We start from the raw sequence: 13,058 nt of genomic DNA on the forward strand, positions 1-13,058 counted from the left end.
TCTTGCGCTGCCGCACCCGCTAGGCCGAGGCATCCTGATCAAGCTGTTCGGCGTCGATCAGTATCGTGTCTCCATTGGCGTCTGGGGTGAGCGCAAGGCCTCCCTCGTCCCTCCTGTTGCCTCTCGCGACGATCACGAGGGCATCGTCAGGAAGCGGCCGTTGCAGCGTGAGCGCTTCCTCCGCCGGAGCTGTCATCCAGAGGTCGATCTCCTCTCGTGCCGTCAGAATGACAGGCATTGCTTTCGGATGGATTGCCCCGACCTCCTTATTCGCGTCGGTCGTCAGAAACGCGAAGATGTCATTGGTCGTCTCGCCTTCCTTCACCTTTCGCACGGAAGTCCAGCGTGTCCAGATGCCGGCGAAAAACGCGAGCGGCCGCGTCTCGTCGAATGCAAACCAGACAGGCGGATGCGTGCCGTCCAGCAGCGCCTCATTTTTGGAGAAGCTTGTATAAGGAACGATGCAGCGATTTTCGATCCCGAGCCAGCGTCGCCAATGAGGAGATTTGACATTGCGGACGTTGGTGACTCCCGGGTCAGATTTCTTGCCCTTGAGAGCAAAGGCCGGTGACGGCATGCCCCAGCGGGCCATCGTCAACTCGCGGCCCTTAGCTTGATTGCGCACTATCGGCGCCGGATAATCGGGAAATACAGCGGGAAGGGGAGGGAGGTTGCCCGTCCGGTCGCTCATCGCGCCCGCCAATTCGCGGATCGCCTGCTGTCCTTTCGTCAATGAATACAAGTTACACAAAGGCCAGTTCTCCTCATCGCCACATGCCGAGCATTCGCGAGCCGACATCGACTCGAACCTGTCCAGCGTTCCGTTTTCCGTCTGCCGCGGCCGCTTTGACGGGCCAAGTTCTGCATTCGAAGAACTGCAGCAGTGCAGCCGGAATGAAGCGTGTTCGCGAGGCATAGACGTGGCGGTCGCCTTGCGCACTCTGACCCTGGGTGAAGAAGCGCTGCGGCACAACGAGATGCAAACTGTCTTTTGCACGTGTCATGGCGACATAGAGTAGGCGCCGCTCCTCTTCTATTTCCGCTGTAGCTCCCGCGCCGAGATCGGAAGGGATGCAGCCATCGACGACATTCAACACGAACACCGCTTTCCATTCCTGTCCTTTGGCGGAATGAATCGTAGAGAGGATCAGGTAATCCTCGTCCAGCAGCGGCGCACCCGCATGATCGCTCGTTGCGTCGGGCGGGTCGAGCGTCAACTCCGTGAGAAAGCGCTCGCGCGACGGATAGCTCGCCGCGATCTGCTCGAGTTGCAAAAGATCGGCCAGGCGTGCGGACGCGTCTTCGTGAATGAGCTCCAAGTGCGGTTCGTACCAGCGGCGCGCACATTCGATCTCAGCAGGCCAGCCAGCGTTGCCCGAGCGAAGCTGTTGAAGCGTGTCGACGAAGGCGGCCCAGTCATCGCCTGAGCGCGGCGGCGCCGGAATGTCGGAGAGGGCGGAGAGCGGATCAGAATGGTCGGCCATCAAGTCCATCACGCGATGCGCCGCTGATGGCCCGACACCGGGCAGAAGCTGCATGAGGCGGAATCCTGCGACGCGATCACGTGGGTTCTGCGCAAAGCGCAGCACCGCCAACGTGTCCTTGACATGGGCGCTGTCGAGGAATTTTAGGCCGCCGAATTTGACGAAGGGAATGTTGCGGCGGGTCAGCTCCACTTCGAGCGGACCGCTGTGATGGGAGGTCCGGAAAAGCACAGCCTGCTGTTTCAGGTCCGCGCCAACCTCCCGGTTCTCCAACACGCGTTCGACGATATAGCGGGCCTGATCGGCTTCATCGCGTACGTTAACCAATTGGGGACGCTCCGCCGACTGGCGTTCCGTCCAAAGATTCTTTGTGAAGCGCTCGGAGGCGAGATCGATTACGCCATTGGCTGCCGCGAGGATCGGCTGCGTCGATCGATAGTTCCGGTCGAGCGTGATGATGTCGGCAGATGGACTGAACGCATTTGGAAAATCGAGAATGTTGCGGACGGTCGCGGCGCGAAACGAATAGATCGACTGTGCATCGTCGCCAACGACGGTGAGGCCCCGCCCGCCCGGCTTCAATGCGAGCAAGATCGAGGACTGGAGACGGTTCGTGTCCTGATACTCGTCGACCAGAACGTGGTCGAACCGCTCGCCGATATCGTCGGCGAGCACCGGATCGCTGACTGTTTGCGCCCAATAGAGCAGCAGGTCGTCATAATCGAGAACGTTCTGCGCCTGCTTGGCTTCGACGTAAGCGGCGAACAACTCGCGCAATTGTGCTTCCCAACCGGCGCACCAAGGATAGGATCCCCGGAGCACCTCATCGAGCGGCATCTCTGCATTCACGGCGCGCGAATAGATGGCAAGGCAGGTGCGCTTGGTCGGGAACCGGCTTTCCATCTCCGAGAAGCCGAGTTCGTGGCGGACCAGATTTATCAGATCGGCGGAATCCTCTCGGTCGTGAATCGTAAAATCTGGATCGAGCCCGATCTGCTCCGCATAATCGCGCAAGAGCCGTGCGCCGACGCCATGAAACGTTCCTGCCCAATCGAGCGCATTGCTCATGACGTCGGCATTGCTCCCCAGCACCTGAGCGCAGATACGCTCGACGCGGCGCACCATCTCGGCCGCCGCGCGGCGGGAAAAAGTCATCAGCAGAATTCGCCGGGGGTCGGCGCCGTTGACGATGAGGTGCGCCACACGATGGGCGAGCGTGTTGGTCTTGCCTGAGCCCGCGCCAGCGATGACCAAGAGGGGACCGCCGATCCCGTTCTCGGCAGGTCCAACGCCATGCTCCACGGCCCTGCGCTGTTCGGGATTTAATTTGTCCAGATGGGCGGCGCTCATGAAATCTCCCGATATCCTGCTGTTGTTCTTAACTGATTTCCCAAGGACCGACGCATTGCCATGATCGACTTTGTAGCGCTCCGACAGAGCGGTTGGCCGCTACGGATTGACTCATGGGGCCAACAAGAACAAATAAGGAACGTATCACCCCCGCAAGCCGTTGGGAAGAGCGCCAGAGACCCATTGTTCCATGAGTAAAGCCTCCGCCCGTCCCGTCGTTGCGGGAGCGGGAAAAAGCTGGGGGTCATGCTGCGAGATTGAACGCGCCAGCTTTCAACCGGCCATCAATCACAGCGGCTCTCGCTTGAAACACGCGCTGCGCGCCGTGTGGCGACCAGCGCATCTGCTGCAGCTTGTTCATGCGCGCATTGACCAGAGCATTGACCGTGGATTCCGCTCGCGAACTTGAGATCGGCAAGCCCTTCCAATAGCGTTGACAATAATTGATTACGGAAGCCTCGTTCAGTCGGAGGTATGTCGCCAACTCGTCGATGAGCAACAGAAACCGTTTCATTTTTGCATTGATCTCGCGAGTATGTTCGGAGACAACACTGCGAACCCAATAACTCATCCCCCCAATGCTTCGCGGGTCTCGTCAACGTAGCCGCTCCAAAGGAGATGACGAAGGCGCGGCACATGGCAATAGGCCGATGTCAGGAGCCAAGACTTCAATTCTGGCCTCGCCTGTCGGATGCCTTCGAAAGCCTGCTCGATGTGACGGACACGCATCGAGATGTGGAACCAGTCGAGGACATGCGTGATTTGCTGTCGCGCGGCGCTAATCACGGCGCCTTTCAGCGCCGGATCGCCGTCGCTGAAAACCGTGATGTCTCTGCCAGGAACCCAACCCTGGGCGCGTAACGCAGCTCGAACAGCATCAACGTTGCTCGTCGAAATATTTGACGCGGCTGCAAAATGGCGTGGCGGGCGTCCGTCGGCTTCGTCGCGTCCCATGATAACTTCGAAATGCCGCGTCTGATATCCCGGCACGGCTCGGAGCGGCTCATGCGATGCGGGCTCGCAAAATCTTTTGTCTCGATCTGAGCTGCAACCCGTGCGAGCCGATTTTGAACGCTTTTGTGATTGTGAGGGCGGGCGGCGGGCACGAAAAGATCGAGAACCCGGCTTGCTTCGCGGAATGAAAGCCGCGCACCCAATTCCGCCTGTACGCGCTCCAGCTCGGGGGTTGTTCGTCACGCCATTAGCGCCAGCAATCGACTTGCCGACGCCGCATCACGCGGCGCCGAACAGTTGCAGGATCGAAATCGAGGCGCGCGAACCTGACAGACGCCATACAGCGTGTGAATTGAACGTGTCCGATAATCGTGGATGGCGCGAAGCCGCTCGCAGCCCACACATTCCCGATCACGCATGCCGCACTGCTCGACCTGAAACTGCGTGTGTTCGACTTGCATTCGCTGCAAGATGGCTTTGCCTTCTTCCAGGGTCAGGCCGAAATCTTTGAGATGAGGCTGGTCCACATTGCGCCGGACAAGGAAAATCTCTCGTCGCGCCGAAACGCCATCCACGCCGACAAATTCCGCCAATATCTTCATCTCAATAATTCCCGTCACAGGCCCGCCTCCTCACTCGAAAATTCGAGCTTACATGACCTGACGGACCCCCAACTTTTTCCCACTCCCGTTCGACTCCCTCGCGCCGACCGTCTCAGACGATATCTCGATCCCGTAAAACCTTCGATCGAACTCCGCCTGTGACCTTCTCCGTTAGCTTCGGTCGCGCGCCACTGAAACGGCCGTGCGCGCAAGCGGAATCTAATGCCGCCGGCGTGCGTTCGCGAAAAAGGCCCCGCTCAAACTCGGCGAGCTCTCCGAATAAATTCAGGAGGGCGGGGCGAATCCGCCGCCCTCCCTTTTTGCGTACGGCGCGTTATGCGGCCTTCGCTTCGGGGGTCTCCGCAGACTCCATGGCCCTAAGATAGAGGTCGAGCAGGGACTCGTGTTCGTCGCGCTCGTCCTTGTCCTGCTTACGCAAGCGAAGGATTTCCTTCAGCACCTTCACATCGAAGCCTTCGCCCTTGGCCTCGTGTAAGACTTCCTTCTTCCCCTCGTTCAATGCTTTGATCTCTTCGTCGATGTGCTCGATGCGCTCGACAAATGAGCGAATACGATCGCCCGCGATTCCCACCGTGTCTGTCATAATTCCCCTCATTGATGTGGAGGGAGATACGGTAAGGCTGTTAAAGTAACCGAGAGATTAACCGGAGACCTCCAAATACCAAGCGATCGTCGAATTCTGGTGACGGGCGGTTGGGTCAGGCGGCGGCTGACCTTGGCGCGGCCTGCCGCCGCGCTTTGCTAAAGTGACGATTCAAGCGTTTCCACCCGGTCACGAGCGAGACCCCTCTTCACTAATTTGCGTGCTGTCGGCGACAGGCGATCATTTTGGAAATATTCATCCGCAATGCATTCGCTCGATCCTGCCGTTCGTCACAAACACCAGCAAGGCCTCTTTTGCTGTGGTAGTAGCAAGATAATCTTTGAGTTGTTCACGATAGAGTTCGATTTGAGCCGGTCCCGGATCGACATCACTCTTCCAATCGACGACCACCTCGACGGCGCCATCGTTGTCGAGAGCCAAGGCATCGACAACGCCGCCAATATATGTCGAGCAATCTGCGGCGATATCGGCCGAGAAGACCGTCACCTCCGGCAGTAGGCGATTTCTGATTGCTGCAATTTCCGGTATCGCTAGCGCCCGCACCGCGGTCGCTGCTAGTTCGAGCGCATTTGGACCATCTTCGGGGCGATCCGCTTCAGTAACGCCGAGCTCAGCAAGCAAAGTTCTCGCACGCGCCTCCAATATCTGATGGTCCTCAATTATCTGGCCCGTCAGTAGTTCCTCGAGCAGCTTGTGCAGGACAAGCCCGCGTTCCCGGCCGCCTTGGATGATCCCAGCGGGCGAAGCGGGCCCCGCATCGGTTGGCAAAGATTCTTCCAAAGTTGTTGCGTCTGTATAGACTTCCGCCACTGGCAGTCTGAACGGCTCTTCAGCGGGCGCCTCATGACGGCTCGGACTTTTCCAAATGATTGTCCGTCGCGTAGTTGCGATCGTCGCCGCTTCAGCAGTCCAGGTTGCCACGTCTTGATGGTTTTCTGGCCCTTCCGTTGGAGAGCGAAGACTTCTTGAGATAGCGGCGCCATCGAAACCTGGAAGCTCATCAAGTCGCAATTCAAGTAAGCTCAACCAATCAGAGCCCGCGCGTTCGCTCTGCCGGGGCAGCAACAAGAGATCACAAGCGCGGGTGAGCGCCACATACCATAGTCGGATGCGTTCCCGTCGAAGTTGATCACGTTCGTCGCTTTTGACCAACTCGTAGTCAGGACCGGCCGCGCCCAACAGCTTGAAATGCACGGTATCATCCGATCGCCGATGCAGAAATTTCATGTCGTCATCGAGGATGGTCGGCGAATTGATTGGAATCACGATCGGCCATTCGAGACCTTTTGCCGAGTGCATCGTAATGATCGACACTGCTTCTGCATCTGCATCAGGGCGGCCCTCCATCTGCTTTTCCGAATCTTCCCAACTCGCTCGGAGAGCCTCGACGAAAGCCGTGAGCCCGCGTGCGTCATACGCGCGCGCCATTTCCAGGAAAAGTTCGACATTGGCGAGCGCACGTTCGGCGCCGCTGCGGTACCGGGCGCGCAGGATCGGGCGCACATTCAGCTCTTCGACCGCTTCGGCCATAAATTGGTATGGCGTGGTGTGGCGGGCCCGACGAGCGAGATTTTGCAGCACTTCGAGGGCGCGGTTGAGAACGGGATGGCTGACAGCGCTGCGATCCGTCCAAAGGTGAAGTTGTGGCGGCGCGCCATTTGGTCCTGCCGGTAAGGCGATAATAGAGTCCGCGATTTCTTCTTCGGTGAGGCCGACGAGCGGCCCGCGCAGAAGTGCGCCTAAGCCGAGCGTGTCGCGCCAATCGACGCAGGCGCGGGCGACAGCTATCAGCTCTTGGACCTCCTGCCGGCGGAAGAAGCTCTTCCCCGCCTGGGAGGCGATCGGAATGCCGCGCCGCTCGATCTCGCGTTCATAGATCCAAAGATTTGTGCCGGTTGGCGCGAGTAACGCGATATCGCCAGCGCGGCACGGTCTCATCGTCTTCGATCGCTTGTCCCAAATCTCATAGGCGCCGATGATTCGTTCGAGGAGCTCGGCGACGATGTTTGCTTCCTCTCGCCGTACGCTGTCGACAGCGAGCTTCCCGCGGCTATCCTTGTGTCGGTCTTCGATCACGATTTCGAAACACGCCACGGCGGCGCGTCCGTCCTGCGGTCGACGCGTCGATTGCAACGCCGTGAAGCCGGGTTGTCCCTGCTCTTGCGAGAGAAGCGCGCGGAACTGATCATTCGCGAAATCCAGGATCGGCTTCAGCGATCGAAAGTTCGCCGTGATTTCGATGACTAAGGCCGGATCGCGCGTCACTAGCGCGCGCTTGGCCTCGAGATAGGTGTCGACGTCGGCGCCTCGAAACCGATAGATGGCTTGCTTCGGATCGCCGACCACAAATAGGCTACCCGCACGCAAGGCGCGATCGATCCACGGCGTCTCCTGGGCGCCTTCGCCGCAGAGGCGCCAGAGAATCTCCGCTTGCAGGGGATCGGTGTCCTGGAACTCGTCGACCAGAACTCTCGGATAGCGGCGGCTGAGGTCATGGCGCACCGCTTCATTATGGGCGAGCAGATCGCGGGCGTGGTAGAGCAGGTCATCGAAATCCAGAAGCGCCGCTTGACGTTTGTAATCTGCATAGAGTTTGGCGAGGGCATCGAATTCGGCGACGAAGCGACTGAAGGCGGCGGCGCATACTGCTGCGACGAAGGTCTGATAGGCTCGATCGCACCGGTCATAATGAGCTTGCGCATCGGCTGACAGCTGACTGCCGCGCGGTTTGCCGAATCCGGCGTCGCTCGATGCGTCCTGCCACTTGCCCTTATTTCTCCAAGCGACAAATCGTGTTTCGGAGCCATGTCGACATTTCGGCGCTTCATGTAGCAGTAATTGGGTTATGCGTCGCCCGGTCGTGACTCCGACGCGGGCGTCGTTGACCATACTCCAGAGGCGGCGGAGATCGACGATAAGATCCCTAGTGACGGGTTCGACAATCCCGCATCCATCATACCAATTCGCGAACGCTTCGACTTCGTGTGACAGAGTCTCGAGCGCTGCTCGATCAAATTCGGCAGTCGGCGCTTTGGCCGTTCGCTTCGTTCGCAGGAAAGCGGCGACGTCTTGGATCAATCTGACGACGGCGTCAGGCTCGTCGAGGAGAAGCTCCGCGAAGAAATCTTCTTCCCCCAATTCCGGCAGCGGCGGCATGCGCCCAAGTCCTTCGCTCCCGCGATCCCGCCCGAAACGGGCTGAGAGCCAGGCCTGAAGCAGGTCTTGATAGGCGAGGTCAGCGGCCCCCGGATCGATGATCGCGGCGCCGGGATCAATCCCCGCCTCGACGGGGTATGGCTTCACGAGCTGCTGGCAAAATCCGTGAATGGTGGTGCAAGTGATTTCGTCGAGGGTTTCAGCCGCCGCCGCAATGGAGCTCGCCTGATCGGCCGAGAGCCCGTTCGGCAAAGCGATGCGCAGTTCGTCGGGAATGAGACCGAGCGCCAGCTCGCCGACGAAGCGATCGATGCGGTCGAGCAGTTCCGAGGATGCGGCCTCGGTGAAAGTGATCGCGACGATTTCGCGGGGCTTAGCTCCACTGGCAAGAAGAAGCGCCACTCGCCCGGCCATGAGCGAGGTCTTGCCGCTGCCGGCCCCTGCTTCAACCAAAAGCGTCGAATTGTGATCGAGCAGCGCGCGTCTCCGAGCTTCCGCGTCCGGTAGATCGCTCGAGTAGGGAGCTTTGGTCATCACTCGAGCTCCCATAATGGAGCCAGACCCGCCAGGCGTTCGGCAATCAGCGGACGTTTCATCTCGAAATAGCTCTCCTTCGCGCCCCCAGGCAGGGCGAAAGCGAGATCGTTGAAACTATCTTCAGCGCCGGCGCCGGGCAGCAGATTGCCCGCAAGGACATGGCGCTGCGCGGCTCCCACGAAATCGGCGAGGCGCTCGAGCGCATCGGCGGGATCGGCGAGTAGATAGAGCCCGCCATCGACGCCTTTCGGATAGAGTAGTCGCGCCTCTACCTTATCGAGACCCTCCACGAGCGCACGAACAGCATAGGCGTAAAGGCACCGTTGCAACTCGGCTCCGCCCTTTAATACGGGCTCTTTGCTTCGGCGTGGCGGCGCACCAGACTTATAGTCTGTCACGCGGGCGCTCGCGCCTGAACCAGACAAATCGAGACGATCGATCGAACCGCCGATCGCCACAGCCGTGCCCGGAATGACAACGGGCCTGAGGGCGTCCCAGGGAAGGCGCGCGCGATGTTCTGGCGCAAGCGCTTCCGCGCGAGGGTCGCCGCCGAATGGAATTTCGGCAAAGCTTTTTTGCGCCGGCAACTGCTGCTCTGGGAAGGTGAGAGCGGCGAGCGCAAGGGCGCGAACATTTTCGAGTTTACGACGCCAAATCACCGGGGGAGGGACTGGCGCGTTTCGTTCCCATTCCACGGCGACTGTGTTGAGGCTTTCATCGAGCGCATCCGAAATGGCGCCCGCGTCGGCGTTGCCAAGACCTCCCGGATGGGCCGCCTCGAGACGATCGACCGCCTTTTGCAGAGTGATGTGAAGCAGATTGCCGAAGGCGAGAGCATCGAGCAACAGTGGTTCCTCGCTCTCCTGCGGCTCCTGCCAGCGGAAACCATAGGTCCATAAATAACCAAGGGGATCACGCAACAATTTGGTCAGCGACGTCGCCGACTGTCGGCGATTGAGCGCCGCGACAACCAGTGGATGACGATGACGGACCAACCCGTCATGAGCGGTGAGGCGATCGGTATGCCAGTCGATCCAGCATGACAGCGCCGATTGCGCCACGGGCAATGTGCTGAATTCGGCAGGTCGCGCGAACAGCCGGTCTGACCAGCCGGCGGCATGCTCAGGTATCCGAGCTCTCTGCCGATAAACCTGGGGCTGCGATTTCGGATAAAGCGGCGAAAGCCCGTTGATCCGCCCTTGCGCGTCACGTCGCGCATGTGAGCAGACGACTTGCCGCGTCGTTGTCTTGAGGATCGTGTCGAAATCGCGCCGATCAGCTTCGTGCACAGGCAGTGGATCGAGCAAATCCGAACGAATAATGTGGTTTGGCAATAGCGGATCTTCGGCCTGGCGACGTGGCCAGGCTCTCGAGGTGAGGCCGATCAGTCTCACATAAGCGCGAGGTTCGGCGGCGAGCGCCGACGCGGGCGTCCAAATAACGGCCGCCTCCGGCTCCACGTCATCGGGCAAATGAAGCTTGGCGAGCGTCACATCTAGTGCTTCTGGCGGTCCCTCTGTCAGTGACTTACGCCAGATTGCGAGGCTTCGAACACCAAGGAGCCGTTCCCCGATTTCAGGCGCTCGTTTCAGGCCGAACGCCAGCGTTTCGACCAAGTCGCGGAGAAGCGCCGCCGCAGCGTCACCCTTTGGAAACGCGTCATTTGCAAGAGCGCCGAGCGTTTCGCGCCACTGCGCCACGCCGAGTAGCGGGGCGTCTTTGGGCAGCGCGCGCCACCAGTTTGCGGGCACAACCTCGAAGGCGGGGTTCTGGTGGCGCAACAGCGAGACGAGGCGGATCATGCGGGCTTTGCTGAACCCGCGCAGAAGAATTTCGGCAAGCGCTGCGGCGAGTTGGCCCTGCGGCGTTGTCAACGCCTTGCGGCCGTGAACGAAATGCAGATCGAGCCCGCTCATCTCACTGAGCGCCAAGAAATGATCGTCCCATTCTTCCGGAGAAGCCGTTGCGATGGCGATCTGTTCCGGACGCACGTCTCCCCGGGCAATCAGGGACCGCGCCCAGCGTAAGGCTTCGAGCGCTTCGTGCCTTGAACTTGCGCAGGATTCGCAAAGAATTTCGGGGTTCGCCGCCGTCGTTTCGACGATGGGAATGCCGAGGTCGCGAAGCCAACCAGGCGTGTAGCGGGGCCCGGAGATCCAGCGCACCTCCATGACACCGGCGAGCGCGGCGAGCAGGGGCCGCCAAACGGGTGACATTTCGGTGCGGCCTTCAACTGAGATTTTTCCAAACAATGTTTCTGCATGATGGAGACGGCCGAGGGCCATTGCGACCAGATCGGCCGGACGTCGCATTGATGGGGGTATATGTTGCAAGGCCTCACTCTCGAGCCGTGCAATGGCGGCGAGCCGAGATCGCGTGGCTGACCCCTCAGGCGCTGAGCGTTCATTGAGGTCGAGGCCTGCCGACCAAGCCTTGCTCAGCGTTGCGGCGGCGGCGCGGGCGAAGCCGGGTAGTAATTTTATGTCGTTCAGTTCACCGAGATCGGCCAAAATAGCCTTGGCAATCGCAGATTTGAGCGCGTCGGAATCGATCGGCTGAAGAAAGCCTCCCGCCAATCGCGCGGCGAGAAGTTCGATCGGCAGCGCTTGCAGACCATGCCGCCGCGCGACGGCGGCATCCGCACGGAACCGGCGCCAGGCAAGACGCGAATGGATGATGATTGTATTGCGCACGATTCGCGACGCCAAGAATTGATGGAACGAATTCTCTTGTATCATGCCTGTTCGCCGAAAGCCCACGAACCGACGTCGCGACTTCATGAACTAACAGCTGATTTTCAACGACGGTGGAGACAGGCGAGCAAACCAAAAAGCCGAGGCGTTGGCTGGCGCTCGAATCCGAAGCCTTGCTCATCATCAAGCACGCTAAATCAAGCACGCTAAGGACGATTGGAAGCTCTATCCGAATCGAGGCGGTTATCTCCTCAATGGAAGCTTCAGATTGAACATCAAAACTCACTCAAGTCGGGAACGCGCTGGAACGCGATCTTGCTGGTCATGCGGCGCAACGATGACGTCGTCGCGCCGAACCCCACCGTGCCGCGCCCGAATTTCTGGTTGAGCCTATCGATCGCCTCGGTCAACGCGGCATTTGTTGGACGTTCGAAAAGATCGGTCTGATGTTTGTTAGCAGGAACAAGCCCCGCGAGCGTCACTCCGACGCGTAAAGGCTTCTGCGCCGGCACGCGCGACCATATCTCCATCAAGATGCGGCTGAGAGTTTGCGTGTCGTCCGTCTCATGAAAGGATCGCTCGTCGATCCAATGGCCGCGATCGTTCGCCCATTTGATGTCCGCAATCAAGCGACGGCAGTAGAAATTCTCTTGCCGCAAACGTTCGGCGGCGCGCGCCAGCAACTCGCGCACTACGGGCGTCGCCGCTCTGATGGTCCTCTGCTCGGGGGCCAGAACATGTTGATGGCCAAAACTAGCGCGCCGCCGGATTGGCGCGGGCAGGTCCTCTCCGTGAAGCAGCGCATGAAACCTTCCCCCAACAACCCCGCCCCAGATGCGTTGAAGAGTGTCGGCGTCCGCCAGCCAGAGTTTGCAGACGGTATCGAGACCGGCCGCCCGAAGCCGCCGCGCCATGTTGACGCCGACGCCGCTAATGTCCCCGATGCCGAGATGCAGGATTTTCGTCGGCATCGATTCCGGTTCCAGGATCGTTAGACCATCCGGCTTCTGCATGTCGGAAGCGAGCTTAGCGAGCAATCGATTGCTAGCAGCGCCGATGGAACTGGTGAGGCAATCCCCTACCTGCTGGCGTATCGCCTGTTTGATCTGCGTGGCAAGCCGCGTGATGGCTTCGGGCGAGCGCTGGCTGCGGTCCAATTCGCACGCCACTTCGTCGATCGACATCACGGTTCCGATCGGAATGCAGCTTTCAATCGCGTCGAGGATACGGTGATGATATTCGACATAGAGTTTGGGATGACTCTGAACGACGATCAAATGCGGGCAGAGGCGCCGCGCGTCGCCGATCATCGTTCCCGTCTTGATGCCGAAGGCCTTCGCCGGATAGCTGGCGGCGATGGCGCAAGTAGTGTCAGCGAGCAGCGGCGCAACGACGACCGGTTTGTTACGCAAGTCCGGTTGCTCCTGCTGTTCGCAGGACGCAAAATAACTGTTCAGGTCGATCACCATCCAGCGCAAACCTGGTGTTGCGCCTGATGAAGAGCTCGATGCGCTCATGTTTCGGTTTCTATCTGACCGGACACAAGGACCATAGGTTGTGGTGGTTTCTGTGGCAAGATTCCGCCCCTTGAGACTACTGAAAGGTGCAAGACTTGACGCGCGCGGGGGGCAGCGCCCCTAGTAAAGGGCCGCGTCTG

At 59.8% G+C, this 13,058-nt stretch carries 8 protein-coding genes and 1 pseudogene; all 9 read right to left on the bottom strand.

Translation table 11 applies throughout. From position 1 onward, the window contains the following. Nucleotides 1–19: 19 nt before the first annotated feature. A complete protein-coding gene (locus QZ964_RS06155; RefSeq protein WP_292529963.1) occupies nucleotides 20–799 on the bottom strand; it encodes an SOS response-associated peptidase in 780 nt (259 codons plus the stop codon). Beyond that, the gene (locus QZ964_RS06160) at nucleotides 765–2,834 is read right to left on the bottom strand and encodes an ATP-dependent helicase (protein WP_292529965.1); all 2,070 of its coding nucleotides are present in this window, start codon (nucleotides 2,832–2,834) and stop codon (nucleotides 765–767) included. Before QZ964_RS06160 ends, QZ964_RS06155 begins: the two co-directional genes overlap by 35 nt. Nucleotides 2,835–3,078: 244 nt before the next feature. Beyond that, nucleotides 3,079–3,318, bottom strand: a pseudogene (locus tag QZ964_RS06165) (ISKra4 family transposase); the annotation flags it as partial. 83 nt (nucleotides 3,319–3,401) lie between these two features. Further along, the gene (locus tag QZ964_RS06170) at nucleotides 3,402–3,788 is read right to left on the bottom strand and encodes a hypothetical protein (protein WP_292529967.1); all 387 of its coding nucleotides are present in this window, start codon (nucleotides 3,786–3,788) and stop codon (nucleotides 3,402–3,404) included. 239 nt (nucleotides 3,789–4,027) lie between these two features. Further along, nucleotides 4,028–4,408 (bottom strand): hypothetical protein, encoded by a 381-nt coding sequence (locus QZ964_RS06175; protein ID WP_292529969.1) that lies wholly within the window; start codon nucleotides 4,406–4,408, stop codon nucleotides 4,028–4,030. 316 nt (nucleotides 4,409–4,724) lie between these two features. After that, nucleotides 4,725–4,994, bottom strand: a complete 270-nt coding sequence (locus QZ964_RS06180; RefSeq protein WP_292529971.1) for a DUF2312 domain-containing protein — start codon at nucleotides 4,992–4,994, stop codon at nucleotides 4,725–4,727. A 255-nt stretch (nucleotides 4,995–5,249) separates the two neighbouring features. Beyond that, complete coding sequence (locus QZ964_RS06185) at nucleotides 5,250–8,705, bottom strand: exodeoxyribonuclease V subunit beta (protein WP_292529973.1); 3,456 nt, start codon at nucleotides 8,703–8,705, stop codon at nucleotides 5,250–5,252. Next, nucleotides 8,705–11,401, bottom strand: coding sequence for a PD-(D/E)XK nuclease family protein (locus QZ964_RS06190; RefSeq protein ID WP_292529975.1), 2,697 nt, complete (start codon nucleotides 11,399–11,401; stop codon nucleotides 8,705–8,707). Before QZ964_RS06190 ends, QZ964_RS06185 begins: the two co-directional genes overlap by 1 nt. Nucleotides 11,402–11,676: 275 nt before the next feature. Next, nucleotides 11,677–12,918 (bottom strand): DUF4113 domain-containing protein, encoded by a 1,242-nt coding sequence (locus tag QZ964_RS06195; RefSeq protein ID WP_367119232.1) that lies wholly within the window; start codon nucleotides 12,916–12,918, stop codon nucleotides 11,677–11,679. Between the last annotated feature and the right edge of the window lie 140 nt (nucleotides 12,919–13,058).

The organism is Methylocystis sp. (assembly GCF_021731785.1).
Classification (GTDB): Bacteria; Pseudomonadota; Alphaproteobacteria; order Rhizobiales; family Beijerinckiaceae; genus Methylocystis.